This window comes from Pseudarthrobacter sp. MDT3-1, assembly GCF_054510755.1.
Window position 1 is genome coordinate 44,914 of the sequence record NZ_JBTNDX010000024.1, and the last position, 19,605, is coordinate 64,518.

Here is a 19,605-nt window from a genome sequence, read left to right on the forward strand (position 1 = left end):
ACTTACAGACATGTAGTTAACCTTCGGTGTTTCCCCGACTGGGGCAGCTGAGGGGTCCGCTCGGGCCGTCCTGTGGATTGTTATCCACAACTGTGGACAACTTGTGGGTAGTCCAGTGTTAGTAAGTGGATAACACGTGTGTGTGCGAGGGTGTTCCTACGCAGCATCGGACCCAACAAGCTTCCAGCCAGGAGGACCGCCTTGAGCGCCACCGCAACAACCCAGCACATCTACCTCGACAAGCAGCACCCCGCGGTATGGCGCGCTCTCAACGGTCTGGGGCTGAAAGTGCGCGAAGCCGCCGACGCGGCCGGGATTGACCGCAAGACCATAGAGCTGCTCAACGTGCGGATCTCCCAGATCAACGGCTGTGCCTATTGCCTCGACATGCATGTACGGGACGCCATGGAGGCCGGGGAGAGCCATCAGCGGCTTGCTGTCCTGCCGGCGTGGCGGGAGACAGCCCTGTTCACGGACAAGGAGCGGGCTGCCCTTGCCCTGGCAGAATGCATCACCGAACTGCCGGACCACCGGACAACCGAGCTTGAGGAAGGATATGCGCGTCAGCACCTCAGCGCCGATGAATTTTCGGCGGTCAGCTGGCTGGTGATCACCATGAATGCCTTTAACCGGGTGTCCATCACCAGCCACCATCCGGTCCGCCGGGACCGCTGACTGGGACATTCCGTTCGGGCGGTGTGAATTATCCACAGCCAATCCACACTGTTAATAACTGTCCGTCCGAGCGCTTTGGATCCGGTCCCGTGCGCCATGGCCTGCACGGGCGGATATCGCTTCCGGCCCCGGGAAAGTTATGCACATTGTGGATAACTTTCCCAACAGCTGTGGACAACAGGCGCCGGCGGGGCGTCCGGTCAGTTCCCCGCGGAGCGGCAGGTCAGCCGGTCCAGACGCCTGAGGATCCGCGCCGGTGGCTGTCCAGAAGATGGGTGTCCACCATGCCGATGGCTTCCATCAGCGCGAACATGGTGGTGGGGCCAACGAACGAGAATCCCTGCGTCCGCAGCGCCTTGGAGAGCGCCACCGATTCCGGTGACTGCGTGGGGATCTCCGCGTGCGTGACCGGCTGGGGAGTGGCCCGGGGCTGGAACTGCCACACGAAGTCAACCAGGCCTTCCCGCTCGCGCAGCGCGATGGTGGCCCGGGCATTGGTGATGGCGGCACGGATCTTGAGCCGGTTGCGGACGATGCCGGGATCCTGGAGCAGGCGCTCAACATCCGCTTCCGTAAAAGCGGCAACAGCGTCCGGCTGGAAGTCGAGGAAAGCCTGACGGAAGGCGGGGCGCTTCCGGAGGATCGTTGCCCACGAGAGACCTGCCTGGAAGCCTTCAAGGCAGATGCGCTCGTACAGGCCTTGTTCGTCCCGGACGGGCAGGCCCCATTCGGAGTCGTAGTACTCGCGCAACAGCGGATCCACGGCGGCCCACGGCGGACGGGCGAGGCCGTCGTCGCCCAGGACTGTTCCGTCCACACCCTCGTTTAGGGGCTGGGCGGCGGCAGCGGGAGTCATGCGGGTCCTGCGGTCAGGTCAGGAACGCCAGCGCGTGGTCATCAGGAAGCCGATGATGGCAATGCCGAAGCCGGCCACGATGTTCCACGACTCCCAGGCCTGGACAGGAAACCGGCCCTCGCTGATGTAGAACGTGATGATCCAGAAGAGCCCGATGATCATCAGGCCGAACATCACCGGCTTGAACCAAACAGCGTTGGGCTTATACGCCTGCGCCCCGGAAGCGGGCTGCGCGGCGCTGGAAGTCTTCTTGCGAGGCTTTGACTCGGGCACGTGCTCTCCTTGGCGGACTGGAGCAAGCTCGGCGCCGCGGGCTTGATATCCTGCAAGAAGGAAGTTGCCAGCGGTCTGCGCGATCTTGGTCAAATCTGGATTCTTACTAGCAGTCAATTCTAGCCGTAGTTCAGGGCATTCAAACGCCCAGCGCGGCCACCCCGGAGGAGAACGCGTGGTAGTGCAGGAGAAGGCGAGGCGCGCCGCTAGGAGGGCCGCCCGTGCGGCGCCCGCGCGCGCTTCCATTCTGCGTGGCACAGTGCAGGTGCTCGGCGAACTGCTCATCACAGCCGGCATTATCCTCCTGCTTTTTGTGGGCTGGCAGCTGTGGTGGACCAACATCGAATCCGACGCCAAGCAGAGTGCCGTCATCAAGGAGTTCGCCCAGGGGCTGGGCGGCGCGGTGCCCGCGAGTCCGGAACCGGATCCATCGGCAGCGCCCGTGGATTACGGCACCCCGGCCGTTGCCGCGGCGCCAGGCCATGCCGGCACCATCGGCATCATGTATATCCCCCGCTTTGGCCCCAACTACACGCGGCCCATCGTGCAGGGAACCACCGGGGATGTCCTGGATACGCTGGGGCTTGGCCATTACGCCAACACCGCCATGCCCGGCGCGGCCGGTAACTTCGCGGTGGCCGGCCACAGGCAGACCCATGGTGCCGTCCTGGACAATATCCACACCCTTGTCCCGGGGGACAAAATCTACGTCCAGACCAAGGACGGCTACTACATCTATGTCTTCCGCAACAACCAGATTGTGATGCCGTCCCGGACCGATGTCCTGGAACCGGTCCCCACCCGCCCCGGCGTCACTCCCACCGAAAGCTTCCTCACCATGACCAGTTGCAATCCGCGCTTCGGCGCCGAGGAACGCATCATCGCGTACGCGCTGCTGGATAGCTGGCAGCCTGCCTCGGCGGGCCCGCCGGCCGAGATCGCCGCCCAGGTGGCCGCAGCGGTGGGAGGAAACTGAGTATGTACGGCTGGATTTTCCGCCACCTGCCGGGCCCCCTCTGGCTGCGGATCCTCACGTCGCTGGTGCTCATCGCCGGCGCACTGATCCTGATGGTTCAGTTCCTGTTCCCATGGATGTCCGGGTTCACCGCATTCACCGACTCAACGATTGGTTCTGCAAGCCAGCCATGACCACAACCAAAATCCTGGTCGTAGATAACTACGACAGCTTCGTTTACACCTTGGTGGGCTACCTCCAGGAACTCGGCGCCGAGACCACCGTTGTCCGCAACGACGACGTGACCCTCGCTGAAGCCATCGAGATGGCACAAACGCGCGACGGCGTCCTCATCTCACCCGGTCCGGGTAACCCCGCCGAGGCGGGCGTGTGCATTGAGCTGATCAAGTGGTGCGGGGCGAACAACAAGCCGATGTTCGGTGTGTGCCTGGGCCATCAGGCCCTGGCCGAAGCCTATGGCGGCACAGTGACCCACGCGCCAGAGCTGATGCACGGCAAGACCTCGCTGGTGGAGCACAACGGCACCAGCGTCTTCGCCGGGCTCCCCTCCCCCGTGACAGCGACGCGCTACCACTCGCTTGCAGCGGTAAGGGACACCATCCCCGACGTCCTGGAGATCACCGCCGAGACCGCGACCGGCGTCGTGATGGGCCTGCAGCACCGCACTGCACCGCTGTGCGGGGTGCAGTTCCACCCGGAGTCGGTCCTGACCGAAGGCGGCTACCAGATGCTGGGCAACTGGCTCGAGTCCCTGGGAATGGCGGGAGCCGCCGCCCGTGCCTCCACGCTGAGCCCCCTCATCCAGCACTGACCGGAACACACGCACGAACAACGCGGGGTCACTTCGCGCCCATGTTCCCCTTCGGGATGGGCGCGAAGTGGCCCCGCGTTGCTTTAAGGAGCGGGTGGAGGCCTAGCCCTTTTTAGTGGCTGAGGGCGTGGCCGTTGGCGATGGCGATGGCGGCGGGGCCGGTTCCTTGGCCACCACAATATTGATGGTCTTGCCCTGATCGACGGCGGCATTCACGGGGTCACTTTGATCCGTGACCCGGCCCGCCTCCACCTGGGAGTTCTCCACTTCCTGGACGTTGGGGACCAGGCCCAGTTCCTTCAGCGCCGTTTCCGCCTCGGCACGCGTGCGGCCGCGCAGTTCAGGCATGGACACCTTGCCGGTGGAAATCACGATCTCCACCGTGGTGCCCACCCCCACCATCTGGCCCGGTGCCGGGCTGGTGGTAATCACCCTGCCGCCGGGAACGGTGGCGCTGTTGGCTGTGGTGGTGGAAGGGGCTCCCACGAGTCCTGCCTGGCGCAGGATGTCCCGCGCCGCGGCTTCTGTCTGGCCCGGAAGGTTCTCCGGAATCTTGACGGCGCTTGGGCCTTCAGAGATATTCAGGATCACCTCCGCATTGGGGTCAAGCGAGGTTCCGGCCACCGGGTCAGTGCCGATGGCCGTCCCGCTGGGTATGGTCTCGTGCTTGTTCCGTTTGATCTGCGGCCGCAGGTTGGCACCATAAAGTTCCTGCAGGGCCGCCGACTCCGTCAGGGCCGCCACCGCCGGGACCGCCACCTTGGGCGGCGCTGGAGCTGGCTGGTTCATGATGTTGTACAACCAGAGACCGCCGCCGCCAAGAACCAGCAGGGTGAAGATCACCAGTGTGGCAATCCACGTACGACGACGGGACTTCTGCCGGGCGGTCCGCTCGCGTTCCGGAGCGAAGCCCAAGGGCAGTTCATCGACATCCGACTGTCCCCGGGTGGCGGCCGCCATGACCGGTACGCCGTCAGTCCGGGTGTCGTCCGCGCTGCGCTGCCGGCCGGTGGGGACATCGTCCAGGAAGCCGGCTCCGGTGAGCCCGAACGCCTCTGTCACGGGCGGGCGTTCCGGCGTCGGGACGTGGTCGTTGGGATCGGTGGGGGCTTCGGTTGCGGCCAGCGCGGGCACGGACACGCCCGCCCGGGCGGCGCGCAGCGCACGCCGGAAGGCGGCCGCGTCCTGGAAACGGTCCGCCCGGTTCTTCTGCAGAGCCTTGGCCAGGACACTGTCCAGGGCGGCCGAGACCTCCGGGTTCACGCTGCTCGCGGGCTCCGGGATTTCCCTGACGTGCTGGTACGCCACGGACACGGGGCTGTCACCAATAAAGGGCGGGCGGGCGGTGAGCATTTCGTACAGCAGGCACGCTGCGGAGTAGAGGTCGCTGCGCGCATCCACTGTTTCGCCCCGGGCTTGCTCGGGCGAGAGGTACTGGGCAGTGCCCACCACGGCCTGGGTCTGCGTCATGGTGGCGGATGAATCGGCGATTGCCCGGGCAATCCCGAAGTCCATGACCTTCACGGAATTGGAGCCTTCGCAGTACATCACGTTGGCAGGTTTGATGTCCCGGTGGACGATGCCCGCTTTGTGGCTGTATTCAAGGGCAGAAAGCACGCCCAGGCAGAAGTCGATGGCCTGGTCAATGCTGACTTCCTTGGCCCGGATCAGGTCGCGGATGGTCCGGCCCTCAACAAACTCCATTACGATGTAGGGCACCCGGACACTGTCCTCCGAGCCATCCGGAACCGTATGTTCGCCCGTGTCGTAAATGGCGACGATGGACGGGTGGTTCAGCGCCGCCACGGACTGCGCTTCCCGTTTGAAGCGCGCCTGGAACTGCGGATCACGGGCCATATCCGGGCGGAGAAGCTTGATAGCAACGGTCCGGCCAAGCCGGGTATCCACTCCGCGGTGGACATCCGCCATCCCCCCGCGGCCGATGATTCCGCCGAGTTCATAGCGGCCGCTGAGGACACGCTGGTTATCCACCGGGAGGCTGTCCTCCCGGTGGAGCGGGGTGCGGGCCGAATCACTCACTGTCAATCCCGACCGCTACGGCGCGCAGGTAGGAGGCAATCCCGGCAGCTGGCCGGGGTTGCATTTGGGGAGGGTGGACGTTGGCTCAGCAGGGGCGGCCGGCGTGGATGGCGGAGCTGTCGGCGTGCTGGCCGGGACCGGGACGGCGTAGGTCACAGTCACTTCAGCCCCCTTGGGCACGGTGCCCGTGGGGTTGACCTGCAACACCGTTCCGGCGGCGGAAGTACTCTGCTGCGGGATGACCCGGACGGACAGGCCCATGGTTTCCAGCGTCCCCTGGACCTGACGGTAGTCCTTCCCGAGGTAGGCCGCCGAAATGATGTCCACGGTGCTGGGGGTGGGCGTGGGCGTGGGCGCGTCGGTGGTCCGGGTGGGGGTAGGCGTAGCGGACGCCGAGGTTTTTGACGGGCTGGCGCTGGTGGACGGCGGGTTGCTGGATGCAGAGTTAGTGGTGGTGCTGGCCGGGTTGAAAATCCCGGCCTGCGTCAGGAAGAACCCCACCAGCGCGAACAGAACCAGCACGATCAAGGCGACCAGCGGCCACGTCCAGGGGCTGCGGCCGCGACGCTCGGGCTCGTCCTCCGGTTCGTCGTCGTACTTCTCTTCCTCCTGCACCCAGCTGCGCTCCGCGGCCAGGGCGTCCGCACGCGAAAGCGTGCTCCCGGCTCCCGCGGCCGCTGCGCCGACTGCAGCGCCGCCGGCAGCGGCACCCAGCACGGGCAGGGCGGACGTCGATGTCGTGTTGCTGTCCTTCTGGGCGATGACTCCGGTGGGTGCCGTGGCAATGTCCACCGGCGCGGTAATGGGGCCCGTGGTTGCCTCGAAGAGCAGCATGCCGGGAACCGCTGCGTGCGCGGCGTCAATATCGCCGTTGCGGATGGCCTCGGCGGCTTCCGACAGCTTGATGGCGTTGGCCGGGCGGTTCTTGGGGTCCTTGGACAGCATGGACATCAGCAGCGCGCGGACCGGTTTGGGCAGGGTCTCCGGAAGCGGCGGCGGGGCGTCGTTGACCTGCGCCAGGGCAATGGCGATCTGGGATTCGCCGGAGAAGGGCCGGTGCCCGGTGAGGCACTCGTAACCGATCACGCCGAGTGAGTAGATGTCCGAGGCGCCGGTAGCGGTCTGGCCGGTGGCCTGCTCGGGGGCGAGGTACTGGGCGGTGCCCATTACCTGGCCTGTCTGTGTCAGCGGGACCTGGTCGGCCAGGCGGGCGATGCCGAAGTCGGTGACCTTGACGCGGCCGTCGGGGGTGATCAGCAGGTTACCGGGTTTGATGTCGCGGTGGACCAGCCCCTGGGCGTGGGCGACGGAAAGGGCGCGGGCGGTCTGCGCCATCATGGACAGCGTCCGGTCCGGGGACAGTACCTGCTCGTGCTCGATGATGCTGCTCAGCGGCTGGCCCGGAACGAGCTCCATGACCAGGTAGGCCGAGCCATCCTCCTCGCCGTAGTCAAAGACATTGGCGATGCCCACGTGGTTCAACAGGGCGGTGTGGCGTGCCTCGGCGCGGAACCTCTGGAGGAAACCGGGGTCACCGGTGTATTCCTCCTTGAGTACCTTGATGGCGACAATCCGGCCCAGGACCTGGTCCTTGGCCTTCCAGACCTCTCCCATCCCGCCGATCGCAATCCGCGTGGTCAGCTGGAATCTGCCGCCGAGGGTGATTCCCGTTGTAGGCCTCACTTATTCAACACCGCCTCAAAAATCTTCTTCGCGTTCGGACTGGTTAGCTGTGCGCCGGTGGTGATGTCGACGCCTTCCATGACGATGGTGACACTCACCTCCGGGTTGTTCGCCGGGGCAAACCCGGTGAACCATGAGTTGTTCAGGCCGTTGCCCAGTTCAGCGGTTCCGGTCTTGCCGGCCACTTGGACGCCGGGGACGGCCGCCCCGCGGGCTATGCCCTGGCTCACCGCACTGGTCATCCATTCGGTGATCTGGCGGGCAATTTCCGGGGTGGTGGACGTCCGGAGCGCTTCAGGCTGGGGCTCGTCAATGACCCTGAGGTCCGGGGACCGCACGGTCTTGACCAGGCTGGGGCTCATCTGGACGCCGTTGTTGGCGATGGCCGAGGTCATCAAGGCAATTTGCAGCGGAGTGGCGCGCACGTCCTTCTGGCCGATGGCGGACTGGGCCAGGCCTGGCCCGTCCATGTCATCGGGGAATCCGCTGCCCCTGGCGTAGGCGAGCTTGAGCTGGTCGCCCAGATCCTCGCCGAAGCCGAATTTTGCGGCCTGCTCGGCGATGGCGTCGCGGCCTAGGTCGAGGGCAATGCTGGCGAACGGCGTATTGCAGGATTGCTGCAGGGCGAAGGCAAAGCTGGCCTTGTCCTGGGTGTAGCAGTTGCCTCCGGCGTAGTTCGGCAGTTTGTACTGGATCCCAGGGAAGGGCATCTCGGCCGGGTTGGGGAGCACGCTGTCCTTGTTGTACTTCCCTGAGGCGAGGGCCGCGGCGGTATCCACCAGCTTGAAGACTGATCCCGGAGCGAGCAACTCGCCCGTGGGTCCGCTGACATTCTGGTTCAGGTTGATGCCGGGGACCTTGACCAGCTCGTTGATGTTGGTGGTTTCGGCGTTGGGGTCCTGGGTGGCGATCAGGTTGGGGTCATAGGACGGCTTGGACACTATGGCCAGGATGGCGCCGGTCTTGGGGTTGGTGACCACAATGGATCCCCGCTGGCCGTCCGGGATGAGGTCGTAGGCGAGCTTCTGGATGGCGGGATCGATGGTGAGTTCCGCCGAGGCGCCCTTCGGCTGGTTGCCCAGGAAGAGCTGGCCGATCCGGTCGAAGAACTGCTGGTCGGAGCTGCCGGCCAACTGGGCGTTCATGGCAACTTCCAGGCCGGTGGCACCGTAGTTCTTCGAGAAGTAGCCCGTGATGCCTGCATAGAGTGCTGGCTGCGCGTAGGTCCGCTGGAACTGGCAGACCTCCGAGGTGCCTTCCACCGATTCGGCCACCGGCTCCCCGCCCACGATGATGGCGCCGCGGTCGTTGCAGTAATTCTGCAGAATGGCCCGCTGGTTCAGGGGGTTGCCCTTGAGGTCATCGGCACCGACCACCTGGACGAAGCTGATGGCGCCGAAGATCAGGGCAAACATGGCGATCGCTGCCACCCAGGAATTACGGATTGCTTGGTTCACGCTCGTTTCACCGCCTCGGTGGGAGTATCAATTCCTGCAGGTTCCGCAGCGCCGCCGGGAGGAAGTGGTGTGGTGTCCACCGGTCCCCGCGCCGTATGGGAGATCAGCAGGAGCAGGCCAACGATGATCCAGTTGGCCAGCAGCGACGAACCGCCGGCGGCAAGGAACGGCGTGGTCAAGCCGGTCAGCGGGATCAGTCGTGTGACTCCGCCGATCACCACGAAGCACTGAAGGGCGATGGCGAAGGAAAGTCCGCAGGCCAGCAGTTTCCCGAAGGCATCCCGGGTGCCCAGTGCTGCCCGGAACCCTCGCGTGAACAGCATGACGTACATCAGCACTACGGCGAACAGTCCGATCAGGCCCAGCTCCTCGCCGATGGACGCGATGATCATGTCGCTGTTGGCGAAGGGGACCAGGTCCGGCCGGCCCTGGCCCAGGCCGGTACCCACCAGGCCGCCGTTGGCCATGCCGAAGAGTCCCTCGATGACTTGCCGGCTGCCGGTCTCGTACACGTCTGGGCTGAAGGCGTTCAGCCAGCCATAGATGCGGACTTCGACATGGGAAAACACCTGGGCTGCCACGAAGCCGCCGCCCAGGATGAGGCCCAAGCCGATAACCACCCAGCTGATACGGCTGGTGGCCACGTAGATCATCACGATGAACAGGCCGAAGAACAGCACGGAAGACCCGAGGTCGCGCTGGAAGATCAACACGCCGATGCTCACCAGCCAGGCGGTGATCATGGGCCCCATGTCCTTGAACCGGGGGAACTGCAGCGGGCCGATCTTGCGGCCAGCCAGCAGAATGAGGTCGCGGTTGGAGGAAAGATAACCGGCGAAGAATATAGCCAGGGTGATCTTGGCGATCTCACCCGGCTGGAATGTCATGGGACCCACCCGGATCCAGACCCGGGCGCCCAGGATTTCGCCGGCCGAGATGCCGGGCACCAGTGGAAGAATCAGCAGGAGCGCGCTCACAGCCAGCGAGATGTAGGTGAAGCGACGGAGGACCCGGTGGTCCTTGAGGAACCAGATCACGCCGATGGCCACGGCCATGGCGATCAGGGTCCAGCGCAGCTGGTTGTTGCCGGTGTCCTCCCCGGGGGCGTCGAGGCGGTGGATCATCGCGAGACCCAGGCCGTTGAGTGCCACCACCAAGGGAAGTATCACCGGATCGGCATATTTAGCCCGGATTCGCAGGACAACGTGGAAGACCAGGGCGGCCACCGCGAGGAGGCTGGACTGGAACCAGAAATCGGAGTCGAACGCCTTCGCCTGGTCAACGCCCACCAGCATGTTGGCGCCGATGCCCACAGACAGGGCGAGGATCAGCAGCAACAGTTCCACGTTGCGCCGGGGCTTGGGGATGGTGCTGAGCTGGCTCACTGGCCCCCCTCACAGGCGGTAGTGGGGGTGGGTGAGGCGGCAGGGGCCGGCGCTGCCGCAGGAGCGGACGGGTCCGGCGACGGGACAGGTGCGGTGGGTGTTGCAGCCGGCGCAGTTGTTGGGGCCGGAGTGGGCGAGGGGGTCAGGCACTCATCCGGCGGAGCAATGGTGCCGGTGCCTTCGAGGTTCTTCACGATCCGCTGGGCGTCGTAGAGGTCACGCGCGGGAACTGTCTGCCGGACGCGCTGCTGGGAGAACTGGGGCAAGGAATCCATCCGGATCTCTGTTACGGCTTCGAGGGTTGAAAGCTGAAGGGGACCAAGCCGCTGCGACACACCGTTGTAGATGGCCACGCGGGAATCGTATTCCCCGATGTAGTAGCGGGTCTGGGTCCAGGCGTAGCCGAGCCAGAGGCCCACGGTCAGCACCACCAGCACGGACGCGGCGATGGATAAAGTGACCCAGCGGCGGGGTTTGGGCTGTCCCAGGAGGTCATCCGCCTCCGCAACGGGGGCGTCGGCCTTGTGCGTCAGGACGGTGGCGGCCCGCCGGGCCACGGTGCGGCCGGCGATGGTGGGAATGGAGCCGGACTCGGCCGCAGTGGCCGCAGCACCGACGAGTTCGTGCGGGCGCGATGCGAGTTCCTGCCGCAGCACTTCGGCCGAAAGGTGCTCGCCGAGATGGGGGTCGGTGGAGGGCGGGGGTTCCTTTGCGGCTGGCTTTTCGGGGGCTTTGTCGGCGGCGGGCTTTTTGTCGTCGGCCGCCTCGGGGTCCGGTGAAGCGCTGGCGGCCTCGCCGCCCGCGGCGAGGGCTTCGGTGAGCAGCTGTGAAGGGATGATGTCGACGGCGGCGGTACTGACGTCGTCGGACGTTTCCTCGGTGATTTCCACCATGACCACGGTGACGTTGTCCGGTGAGCCGGCTTCCAGCGTCAGGTTAATCAGGGTTTCGACGCACTCACGCAGATCTTTTGTCTCGCGGACGGTCCGTTCCACCACATGTCCGGCCACATAGTTGAGCCCGTCCGAGCACAGCAACCAGCGCTCCCCGGGTTTGACGTCCAGGGTGTCCAGATCCAGCTCGGGGCTGGCGTCGACGTCGCCTAGAACGCGCATGAGGACGTTTTTGTGCGGGTGGGTTTCGGCCTCTTCGGGCCGGAGCCGGCCCTCATCGATCAGCCGCTGGACGAACGTGTGGTCCACGCTGACCTGTTCAAACTCGCCATCACGCAGGCGGTACGCCCGGGAGTCGCCGATATGCGCGAAGTGCAGCTTGCCCTCGGCGAGCAGCAGGGATGTGACGGTGGTGCCCATGCCGGCGAGCTTGGGGTTGATATGCACCAGCTCGGATAGCAGGGAGTTGGCCGTCTGGATCTCGTCGGCGAGGACCGTGCCGGCGTCGCCGTCGTAGTCGCCGTGGTCCAGATGCAGCATGTCCAGCACGGTGGCGGCGGAGGCAACATCGCCGCCCGCGTGGCCACCCATGCCGTCCGCGACCACTGCCAAATGGCGGCCGACGTACGCCGAGTCATCATTCTTGGCCCGGATGCGTCCCACATCCGAGCGCGCGGCATAGCGCATGATGAGGGGCCGCTGGACGGGTGTGGCCCCGCCGGCGGGAATGTCAGCGGCCATGGCTACGGCCTCAATTCGATGACCGTCTTGCCGATCCTCACGGGTACACCAAGCTCAACGGGCAGAGCCCGGGTAAGTTGCTGGTCGGCCAAGTAGGTGCCGTTGGTGGAGCCAAGGTCCTCGATGAACCATCGACTGCCTTGCGGGAACAACCGCGCGTGGCGGCCGGAGGCGTAGTCGTCCTCAAGTACCAGTGTGGCTTCCTGAGCGCGGCCCAACAGGATGGGGCTGGCGGCCAGGGGGATGGTGGTTCCCTTGAGCGGACCTTCGGTGACCACCAGTTGGTGGGCCTGCTGCTTGAGCGGCTGCGGCGGAGCCTCGGCCAGTTCCGGGTTTTTGCGGACCTGACGGGCGGTGGGGGTGCCTGCGGCGGCTTTGCGGCCCACCATCAGGTCCCTGCGCATGGCCGAAACGATGCTGAAGACGAGGACCCAGAGCAGGATCAGGAACCCAAACCGCAGGGCAGTGATGGTCAGGTCACTCATGGGCGGCCCCCAGGGTTGGCGGGAAGCAGGCGGAAGATGATCTTTGTCCGTCCCATCGTGATGGTGGAGCCGTCGGTCAGTTCGGTGCTGCCTGCCAGTTTATGGCCGTTGACGTAGCTGCCGTTAGTGGAGCCGAGGTCCACAGCGCTGGTGACGCCGCTGGCGGTGCGGATCTCGAGGTGGCGGCGCGAGACGCCGGTGTCGTCAATCAGGATGTCGGCCTCGGAGGACCGGCCCAGGACGACGGAGGGGGCATTAAGCGAGTAGCGCTGGCCGTCGATGTCCAGGACGGGCTGCAGCCGTACGGGCGGGCGGCTGGGGGCTGCGGGCATGTTGGGCCTGGCCGAGGAGACTCCGGGGCCGGCTTTGGACTTCTCAGTGGAGGAGACGATCTCGAAGTTGCCAGCGCGAAGATCCTCGGACCGGCGGAAAGAGATCCGCACCGAGCCCTGGAGGGTGTAGCCCTGGCTCCGGACGTGGTTGATGACGACGTCGCAGAGTTCTTCGGCCAGCGGCGTGCCCCAGTCCTGAGCCCTCCTGAAGTCGTCATCACTGAGTTGGACGTCGAAGACATTGGGGGCCAGTGTGCGGCCGGCGGCGATGGTGAGGGCTTTGTTGTCCACCTCGCGGCGGAGCCGGCTGGCGATTTCCACAGGTTCAACCTGGGCGCGCGAACCGGTGGAGAAGACACCGCGGACGGCTTTTTCGATGCCGCGCTCGACCTTGTCCAGCAATCCCATGGTCCTTCTCCTTTCCCCCCGGCAGCGGGGCAGTTTTCGTTCCGGAACTCAGCCAACAATGCTGTTCAGAACCCAGCAGCCTGCCTGGCAGTGGCAGGCACTACTACATCAGATACTACTGGGCAGGCCTGTGAATGACCTTAATCCACAACGGCCAGGCCCCCGGAAAAGTTCGCTAGGGGTTCCATGCCGGCCCCCTCCCGGCGGGGAATTTGACCCCTCCCGAGGCTCAATTGGTGTTTTGCCGCCGATGTCCGTTATGCTTGATCTCGCTGCTTTTACAAGGTTGCGGATCCGGGAAACCGGCCGTAATTCATGGAAAAAGAAGTTGCGCGCGAGTGGCGGAACGGCAGACGCGCTGGCTTCAGGTGCCAGTGTCCGAAAGGGCGTGGGGGTTCAAATCCCCCCTCGCGCACGCAATCAAGGGAGCCCCGGTCTTCGGACCGGGGTTCCTTTCTTTAACGCCGGGGCGGTCCTTAACGCTGGGCCGCGAATCCGGCATGCCGCGGGCGTAACTGTGGGTATAGCATGCGAGTGACACCCGCTGGATCATGCGGCCGGAGGACTGCTCATGCTGACATTGGGCGCAATTGATATGGAAATGCTGCAACTCGCCCTCGATTCCCCGTCCGACTGGGATTCCAGGTACTGGTTCGACCCCCGCGCGGGAGAGACCAGCCTCTGGCTGAGGGACTCGCTTGACGAAGCCGAAGAGTCCGAGGAAGACCTCGAAGCACGCGGCGCCATCCTAGTGGAACCGATAAGACCGTATGAGGCCTACCGCGACATGGAATCGTTCATCGCGGATGTGCGGGATGAACGCGCCAAGGACCTGCTCTGGCGCGCAATAGACGGCAAGGGAGCATTCCGGCGTTTCAGGAACACGCTCGCAGAGTTCCCCGAGCTTCAGACCCTATGGTTCTCATTCCATAACCGAGCCATGCGGCGCCGCGCCATAGAGTGGTTGGCGGAATCTGGTGTGGTGGAACAGGATGAGGCTGAGAAAGCCCTGCGCCTACTCGCGTAACGCCCCGAAGCCCGCAATAAGGGCCTCAAGCCCCAGGCTGAACGCCACGTCTGCAGGTTTCTCGTGCCCCAGCGCGGCCAGGCTCCGGACGGCACCCGTAAAGCTCGGCGTCGATTCCGCCATGCTGCCGGAATCGAAAATGTCGGCTGGGGCCGTGACGTCGTAGGCGGATCCGAAGATGAAGGATTCCAGGGCCACGATGGCGGACACGATCCGCTCCTCCGGGAATCCGGCCGCCCGGAAGCCGGCACTGACGGTCTCATACATGGCGAGGGTCTGCGGTGCGTCAGTCACGGGAAGTACTGCGATGACGGGAATCAGGGGCGTGTGCTCCGCGAAGACGTCCCGGTAACTCCAGGCCCACTTCCGCACGGCGGACTCCCAAGGTTCCGCCGCGAATGCGGTCACATCCACCAGGGCAGTCAAATGGTCTTCCACGAGGAGGAGCACGTCCCGCTTGGATTCCACATGGTTATAAAGGGCCGACGGCGCCACGTGCAGTGAGCGGGCCAGTGCGGCCATGGTGAGACCGTCGTAGCCGTCCTTGCCGATGAGCCGCAGGGCTGCTGCCGTGATGCCCGCCTGGTCCAGGACAGCCGCGGCGGGCCGCCCCACGCGGCGCCGCGCCCCACCGGTTTGCGGCACGGGTTCGCGTTCCGTGGCAGTTCGTGAAGCGGCTGGTGATGCCGGCATTGCTGGCCTTTCTGCGGGCAGATGTCTCCAGCATTATTCCACCCGGCTCTTCCTTGCGGACCGCAAAACAGCTATAGTTCTAATAAATGAATGGCATTCATTTAGTGGTTCGTGTCGCTCGACCGGCCATAGAGAGGACATCATGCTGAATCTTGACCGTGACGTTGTGATCGTTGGCGCTGGACCCTCCGGGCTCACTGCTGCCCGCGAGCTGAGGAAGGCCGGCCTCAGCGTGGCAGTGCTGGAAGCACGGGACCGCGTGGGCGGCCGAACCTGGACCGACACCATTGACGGGGCCATGCTGGAAATCGGCGGCCAGTGGGTCTCCCCGGATCAGACCGTACTGCTGGAGCTCCTGGACGAGCTCGGGCTGAAGACATACTCCCGCTACCGGGAGGGCGAGTCCGTCTACGTCGGCGCCGACGGGAAGAAAACCCGCTACACCGGTGATTCCTTCCCGGTGAGCGCAGCCACCGGGGCGGAAATGGACAAGCTGATCGGCATTCTGGACGGCCTCGCCGCGGAAATCGGCGCCACCGAGCCGTGGGCCCATCCCAAGGCCCGTGAGCTGGACACCATCTCCTTCCACCACTGGCTGCGCCGGAACTCCGCCGACGAGGAGGCCTGCAACAACATTGGCCTGTTCATCGCCGGAGGCATGCTCACCAAGCCCGCGCTCGCGTTTTCGGCACTGCAGGCGGTCCTGATGGCAGCGTCCGCCGGGTCCTTCAGCCACCTCACCGACGAGGACTTCATCCTGGACAAGCGGGTCATAGGCGGGATGCAGCAGGTGTCCCTGCTGCAGGCAGCGGAACTGGGTGCCGACGTCGTACTTAACAGTCCGGTGCGCACGGTCCGCTGGGAGGATGCCGGAGAAGGCGGACACCGCGTCAGCGTTGTTTCGGAGCGCGCCACCGTGAATGCGCGTTTTGTGATCATGGCGGTGCCACCGAACCTTTACTCACGCGTCTCTTTTGACCCGCCGCTTCCGCGGCGGCAGCACCAGATGCACCAGCACCAGTCGCTGGGCCTGGTGATCAAGGTCCACGCCGTTTACAGCACGCCGTTCTGGCGTGAAGACGGACTCTCCGGAACGGGTTTCGGTGCCGGTTCGCTGGTCCAGGAGGTGTACGACAACACCAACCACGGTGATTCACGGGGAACCCTGGTGGGCTTCGTCTCGGATGAAAAGGCCGACGCCGTCTTCGAGCTGACTGCCGAGGACCGCCGCCGCGCCATCCTGGAATCGATTGCCGGGTTCCTGGGGGACAAGGCCCTGGAACCCGAGGTCTACTACGAATCCGACTGGGGCTCCGAGGAATGGACCCGGGGCGCGTACGCGGCCAGCTACGATCTGGGCGGCCTGCACCGTTACGGCAAGGACCAGCACACTCCTGTGGGCCCGATCTACTGGTGCTCCTCGGACCTCGCCGCCGAAGGCTACCAGCACGTTGACGGAGCCGTCCGCATGGGCCAGCGCACAGCGGCGCGAATCGTGGACGCGGCGGGCACTTCCCATGCGACAAACGAGGCAGCCGCCGCCGTTGGCTGAGCGCACCAGCTCCAACCCATTCAGCGTCGAATGAAAGAGAGGCACGGCCATGAGTCCCAAAGAAGTGACAGCACAGCCACCCCGCGCCCCGGGCAATGGCCTGGCTGAAAAGGGCCTGAGCGGGAAGGGCCTGAAGGCGGGCGCGGTGGGATTGCTGGGCGCCGTCGTCATCGGTGTCTCCTGCATCGCGCCGGCGTACACGCTGACCGCGGCGCTGGGGCCAACGGTTTCGGAAGTGGGGGTTCAGCTGCCGGCGATCTTCCTGGTGGGCTTTATCCCCATGATCCTGGTGGCGTTCGGCTACCGCGAACTGAACAATGCCATGCCCGACGCCGGCACCTCGTTCACGTGGGCATCGCGCGCCTTTGGTCCGTGGATCGGCTGGATGGGTGGCTGGGGGCTGATTGCGGCCACCATCATTGTGCTGTCCAACCTGGCGGCCGTCGCCGTGGACTTTTTCTACCTCATGCTGGCCCAGCTTTTCGGCAACCCGGAATTGGGCGAGCTGAGCAAGAACCTTCCGCTGAACATCGCCACCACCCTGGTGTTCATCGCCCTGGCTTGCTGGATTTCCTATCGGGGCATGGAAGCCACGAAGGGCGTGCAGTATGTATTGGTGGCGTTCCAGTTGCTGGTGCTGGGCTGGTTTGCTGTAGCTGCCTTCAGTCACGTGGCCAACGGCTCGGCGTTTGATGCGACTGCCATTTCGCCCGACTGGTTTAACCCATTCGCGGTCGGATCCTTCTCAGCCTTTGCTGCCGGGGTTTCCCTCTCCATCTTCATTTACTGGGGCTGGGACGTCACGCTGACCATGAACGAGGAAACCAAGAATCCGGAGAAGACTCCGGGACGGGCGGCAACCGTCACCGTGGTGGTGATTGTCGCGATCTACATGACCGTCGCGCTGGCCACCCTGTCCTTCGCAGGGGTGGGCGAAACCGGCCTCGGTGCCGGGAATCCGGACAACCAGTCGAGCATCTTTGCTGTTCTGTCCGGGCCGGTGATGGGACCGTTCGCCATCCTGATGTCCCTCGCCATCCTGAGCAGTTCGGCGGCCTCGCTGCAGTCCACGTTTGTGTCTCCGGCGCGGACCATGCTGTCGATGGGCCACTACAAAGCACTCCCGGGACGCTTCGGCAAGGTCAGCCCGCGCTTCAAGTCCCCGAGCTACGCCACGATCGCGGCGGGCCTTGCCGCAGCGGCCTTCTACGTCATCACCCGGACCACCTCGGAGAACGCGCTCTGGGACACCATCACGGCGCTGGGCATGATGATCTGCTTCTACTACGGCATCACAGCGCTGGCATGCGTCTGGTTCTTCCGGGCCCAGGCGTTCAGCAATGGCCGCGCCTTCTTCTTCAAGTTCCTGGCGCCGCTGCTGGGTGGAGTCATCCTGCTGGTGATGTTCTTCAAGACCGCCGCCGATTCCATGGACCCCGAGTACGGCTCCGGATCATCGGTGGGCGGGCTGGGGATGGTGTTCATCCTGGGCATGGGCGTGATCCTGCTGGGCGTGGTGATCATGCTGGTGATGTCCCGGCTGCGGCCCGAGTTCTTCAAGGGGCAGGTGCTGGCACGCGGGAACTGAGTGTCGCTGAGTGGCACTGCGCATTCGCTGCCCTGAACCGCATGAGCTGCCCTGCCCCGCAACGCTTGTGCAGGGCAGGGCACCCTGGGCTTAGCGGACTGCAGCGACAGGCTCCAGGGCCGCCTCGGATTCGGAAATCTCGGCTGGCTGCTCCGGCCTCGGTGTGCTGCGGCGTTCCTTCAGGAAATAGACCAGCCCGGCGGCCAGCGTGGACGCCGCGGCCAAGGCAAAGAGGCCGGGGACAACGCTGCCGGTGCTCTCCTTGATGAGGCCGAATCCGAACGGGGCGACAAAGCCGCCGAGGTTGCCTAGGGAGTTTATGATTGCGATGGCCGGGGCGAGGACCATCGGGTGGAGTCCGGACTGCGGGATGGTCCAGAACAGTGGCGAGGCGCTCTTGAAGCCCATGGCGGCAATGGCCAGGAAAACCAGCGCCAGGACCGGCGTGGCGACGGCAGCGGCCAGCGTGCCCACGGCGGCGACCAGGAGTGCCACCACCAGCAGCGGGCGCTTGGACTTCGCCTTGTCCTGCATTTTGGCGGCGAAATACATCGCGACGACGGCGCACACCCACGGGATGGCGGACAGGAAGCCGACGCTCAGGTCCGTGGTGTCGGGAATCTGCTTCACGATGGTGGGAAGCCAGAACGTGTTGGCATAAATGGAGAGCTGGATGGAGAAGTAGATGCCGCAGAGCAGCAGGATCTGCGGGTTCAACAGCATCTTCCAGCGGTTGACCTTCCCGTCGGAGGTTGTGGCGTGCAGGGCGTCCTCCGCCGCGATGGCGTCGACAAGGGCTGTCTTTTCACCGGCTGAGAGCCATTTCGCGTCCTGGATCTTCGCATCCAGCAGGAAGAAGACCACAATGCCGACCACCACGGAGAGCAGGCCTTCGAAGCCGAACAGCCACTGCCAGCCGCGGATGCCCACGAAATCATGAAGGCTGAGGAGAATTCCGGCGATGGGACCGGAGAGTGCTGCGGCAATGGACGAGCCGGCGATGAAGATGGCCGTCGCCTTGCCGCGCTGGCCCGCGGGAACCCAGCGGGCGAAGTAGAAGATGACGGCCGGGAAGAACCCGGCTTCGGCGGCGCCGAGCAGGAACCGAAGCACGTAGAACATCATTTCGTTCTGGACAAAGGCCATCAGGAACGAGACGATGCCCCAGCTGACCATGATGCGGGCCAGCCACACCTTGGCGCCGAACTTCTCCATCATCACGTTGCTGGGAAGTTCGAAGATGGCGTAGGCGATGAAGAACAGCCCTGCCCCGAAGCCGTAGGCCGCAGCTCCGATGCCGACGTCGGCCTCAAGATGCTCGTGGGCGTAGCCGATACTGGAGCGGTTGAGTTGGTTGCACACCAGCATGATGAGCATAATGGGCAGAACCCGCTTGAAAAACTTCTTCGTGGCGATGGCCACATCCGTGACAGCGGTGTCTACAGACTGCATGCGTATTCCTTCGAATTGGTGCGGCGGGGTCCGGGGACCCGGGTGCCGGCGCTGTTGTTCGCGCCACAACGAGTTGAACCACTTTATTCAGGAATTCCGATGCCCGTCCAACACGAATAGTGCATTGTTTGATGCTGTAAGGCATTGCATCAGGCGAGGACGCAACACCCTAGGCGCAATGCCGTTCGGTTAGTCGTCTGGGTCGGGTGTCAAGATTCTCGTGGTGAGTGTCGCGGGGTAGGTTCGGCGGTCGATGGCACGGCCTTTGGCCCGGTATT

18 protein-coding genes and 1 tRNA gene are annotated in these 19,605 nt (G+C 64.7%); 8 read left to right on the forward strand and 11 right to left on the reverse strand.

Translation table 11 applies throughout. From position 1 onward, the window contains the following. Positions 1–201: 201 nt before the first annotated feature. Positions 202–675 (forward strand): carboxymuconolactone decarboxylase family protein, encoded by a 474-nt coding sequence (locus tag ACX80X_RS16745; RefSeq protein ID WP_252611319.1) that lies wholly within the window; start codon positions 202–204, stop codon positions 673–675. A gap of 223 nt (positions 676–898) precedes the next feature. Here ACX80X_RS16745 and ACX80X_RS16750 read toward each other — a convergent pair whose 3' ends face one another. Further along, positions 899–1,531, reverse strand: coding sequence for a DNA-3-methyladenine glycosylase I (locus tag ACX80X_RS16750; RefSeq protein WP_252600924.1), 633 nt, complete (start codon positions 1,529–1,531; stop codon positions 899–901). A gap of 18 nt (positions 1,532–1,549) precedes the next feature. After that, positions 1,550–1,804 carry a cell division protein CrgA gene (locus tag ACX80X_RS16755; protein ID WP_056342777.1) on the reverse strand — a complete coding sequence of 85 codons (255 nt, stop codon included), beginning with the start codon at positions 1,802–1,804 and terminating at the stop codon, positions 1,550–1,552. Positions 1,805–1,979: 175 nt separating this feature from the next. On the opposite strand from ACX80X_RS16755, the gene ACX80X_RS16760 reads away from it, so the two are divergent. From ACX80X_RS16760 to ACX80X_RS16770, 3 genes are read left to right on the forward strand one after another with little or no spacing between them, the layout of a single operon-like run. After that, positions 1,980–2,780: a class E sortase gene (locus ACX80X_RS16760; protein WP_374210036.1), complete on the forward strand. Its 801-nt coding sequence runs from the start codon at positions 1,980–1,982 to the stop codon at positions 2,778–2,780. A gap of 2 nt (positions 2,781–2,782) precedes the next feature. Next, positions 2,783–2,953, forward strand: coding sequence for a hypothetical protein (locus tag ACX80X_RS16765; RefSeq protein WP_167349826.1), 171 nt, complete (start codon positions 2,783–2,785; stop codon positions 2,951–2,953). Further along, positions 2,950–3,591, forward strand: a complete 642-nt coding sequence (locus ACX80X_RS16770) for an aminodeoxychorismate/anthranilate synthase component II (RefSeq protein ID WP_252600925.1) — start codon at positions 2,950–2,952, stop codon at positions 3,589–3,591. Before ACX80X_RS16765 ends, ACX80X_RS16770 begins: the two co-directional genes overlap by 4 nt. Positions 3,592–3,693: 102 nt before the next feature. Here the strand turns inward: ACX80X_RS16770 and pknB are convergent, their stop codons facing one another. Genes pknB through ACX80X_RS16805 form a run of 7 tightly spaced genes read right to left on the reverse strand, consistent with a single transcriptional unit; the run spans position 3,694 to position 13,015 of the window. Continuing rightward, entirely contained in the window at positions 3,694–5,631 is a 1,938-nt protein-coding gene (pknB, locus tag ACX80X_RS16775; protein ID WP_308216197.1) for a Stk1 family PASTA domain-containing Ser/Thr kinase, read from the reverse strand. A gap of 15 nt (positions 5,632–5,646) precedes the next feature. Further along, entirely contained in the window at positions 5,647–7,314 is a 1,668-nt protein-coding gene (locus tag ACX80X_RS16780; protein WP_252600927.1) for a protein kinase domain-containing protein, read from the reverse strand. Continuing rightward, the gene (locus ACX80X_RS16785; protein WP_252600929.1) at positions 7,311–8,771 is read right to left on the reverse strand and encodes a penicillin-binding transpeptidase domain-containing protein; all 1,461 of its coding nucleotides are present in this window, start codon (positions 8,769–8,771) and stop codon (positions 7,311–7,313) included. The genes ACX80X_RS16780 and ACX80X_RS16785 overlap by 4 nt, the downstream gene beginning before the upstream one ends. Continuing rightward, complete coding sequence (locus ACX80X_RS16790) at positions 8,768–10,156, reverse strand: FtsW/RodA/SpoVE family cell cycle protein (protein ID WP_252600931.1); 1,389 nt, start codon at positions 10,154–10,156, stop codon at positions 8,768–8,770. The genes ACX80X_RS16785 and ACX80X_RS16790 overlap by 4 nt, the downstream gene beginning before the upstream one ends. After that, the gene (locus ACX80X_RS16795) at positions 10,153–11,790 is read right to left on the reverse strand and encodes a PP2C family protein-serine/threonine phosphatase (RefSeq protein WP_252600933.1); all 1,638 of its coding nucleotides are present in this window, start codon (positions 11,788–11,790) and stop codon (positions 10,153–10,155) included. Before ACX80X_RS16795 ends, ACX80X_RS16790 begins: the two co-directional genes overlap by 4 nt. A gap of 2 nt (positions 11,791–11,792) precedes the next feature. Beyond that, positions 11,793–12,275 (reverse strand): FHA domain-containing protein FhaB/FipA, encoded by a 483-nt coding sequence (locus ACX80X_RS16800; RefSeq protein WP_252600935.1) that lies wholly within the window; start codon positions 12,273–12,275, stop codon positions 11,793–11,795. Further along, positions 12,272–13,015: an FhaA domain-containing protein gene (locus ACX80X_RS16805; RefSeq protein ID WP_252600938.1), complete on the reverse strand. Its 744-nt coding sequence runs from the start codon at positions 13,013–13,015 to the stop codon at positions 12,272–12,274. Before ACX80X_RS16805 ends, ACX80X_RS16800 begins: the two co-directional genes overlap by 4 nt. Before the next feature lie 332 nt (positions 13,016–13,347). On the opposite strand from ACX80X_RS16805, the gene ACX80X_RS16810 reads away from it, so the two are divergent. Next, a tRNA-Leu gene (locus tag ACX80X_RS16810) sits at positions 13,348–13,430 on the forward strand. Positions 13,431–13,586: 156 nt separating this feature from the next. Next, the gene (locus ACX80X_RS16815) at positions 13,587–14,042 is read left to right on the forward strand and encodes a UPF0158 family protein (protein ID WP_459312719.1); all 456 of its coding nucleotides are present in this window, start codon (positions 13,587–13,589) and stop codon (positions 14,040–14,042) included. Here ACX80X_RS16815 and ACX80X_RS16820 read toward each other — a convergent pair. Then, positions 14,031–14,735 carry a TetR/AcrR family transcriptional regulator gene (locus ACX80X_RS16820; protein WP_252600944.1) on the reverse strand — a complete coding sequence of 235 codons (705 nt, stop codon included), beginning with the start codon at positions 14,733–14,735 and terminating at the stop codon, positions 14,031–14,033. The genes ACX80X_RS16815 and ACX80X_RS16820 overlap by 12 nt on opposite strands. Before the next feature lie 142 nt (positions 14,736–14,877). Between ACX80X_RS16820 and ACX80X_RS16825 the strand changes: the two genes are divergently transcribed. Both ACX80X_RS16825 and ACX80X_RS16830 read left to right on the forward strand, forming a co-directional pair. Continuing rightward, positions 14,878–16,287, forward strand: coding sequence for a flavin monoamine oxidase family protein (locus ACX80X_RS16825; protein WP_252600947.1), 1,410 nt, complete (start codon positions 14,878–14,880; stop codon positions 16,285–16,287). Positions 16,288–16,336: 49 nt separating this feature from the next. Continuing rightward, positions 16,337–17,875, forward strand: a complete 1,539-nt coding sequence (locus ACX80X_RS16830) for an APC family permease (RefSeq protein WP_459309728.1) — start codon at positions 16,337–16,339, stop codon at positions 17,873–17,875. A gap of 90 nt (positions 17,876–17,965) precedes the next feature. Here the strand turns inward: ACX80X_RS16830 and ACX80X_RS16835 are convergent, their stop codons facing one another. Continuing rightward, a complete protein-coding gene (locus ACX80X_RS16835) occupies positions 17,966–19,327 on the reverse strand; it encodes an MFS transporter (protein ID WP_459309730.1) in 1,362 nt (453 codons plus the stop codon). Positions 19,328–19,605: the final 278 nt, after the last annotated feature.

What these genes read in the sequence shown, in the direction of transcription:
- ACX80X_RS16750 (WP_252600924.1), bottom strand. Translation starts at nt 1,531, where the DNA reads ATGACTCCCGCTGCCGCCGCCCAGCCCCTAAACGAGGGTGTGGACGGA.
- ACX80X_RS16835 (WP_459309730.1), bottom strand. Translation starts at nt 19,327, where the DNA reads ATGCAGTCTGTAGACACCGCTGTCACGGATGTGGCCATCGCCACGAAG.
- ACX80X_RS16795 (WP_252600933.1), bottom strand. Translation starts at nt 11,790, where the DNA reads ATGGCCGCTGACATTCCCGCCGGCGGGGCCACACCCGTCCAGCGGCCC.
- ACX80X_RS16770 (WP_252600925.1), top strand. Translation starts at nt 2,950, where the DNA reads ATGACCACAACCAAAATCCTGGTCGTAGATAACTACGACAGCTTCGTT.
- ACX80X_RS16805 (WP_252600938.1), bottom strand. Translation starts at nt 13,015, where the DNA reads ATGGGATTGCTGGACAAGGTCGAGCGCGGCATCGAAAAAGCCGTCCGC.
- ACX80X_RS16830 (WP_459309728.1), top strand. Translation starts at nt 16,337, where the DNA reads ATGAGTCCCAAAGAAGTGACAGCACAGCCACCCCGCGCCCCGGGCAAT.
- ACX80X_RS16765 (WP_167349826.1), top strand. Translation starts at nt 2,783, where the DNA reads ATGTACGGCTGGATTTTCCGCCACCTGCCGGGCCCCCTCTGGCTGCGG.
- ACX80X_RS16820 (WP_252600944.1), bottom strand. Translation starts at nt 14,735, where the DNA reads ATGCCGGCATCACCAGCCGCTTCACGAACTGCCACGGAACGCGAACCC.
- ACX80X_RS16800 (WP_252600935.1), bottom strand. Translation starts at nt 12,275, where the DNA reads ATGAGTGACCTGACCATCACTGCCCTGCGGTTTGGGTTCCTGATCCTG.
- ACX80X_RS16825 (WP_252600947.1), top strand. Translation starts at nt 14,878, where the DNA reads ATGCTGAATCTTGACCGTGACGTTGTGATCGTTGGCGCTGGACCCTCC.
- ACX80X_RS16815 (WP_459312719.1), top strand. Translation starts at nt 13,587, where the DNA reads ATGCTGACATTGGGCGCAATTGATATGGAAATGCTGCAACTCGCCCTC.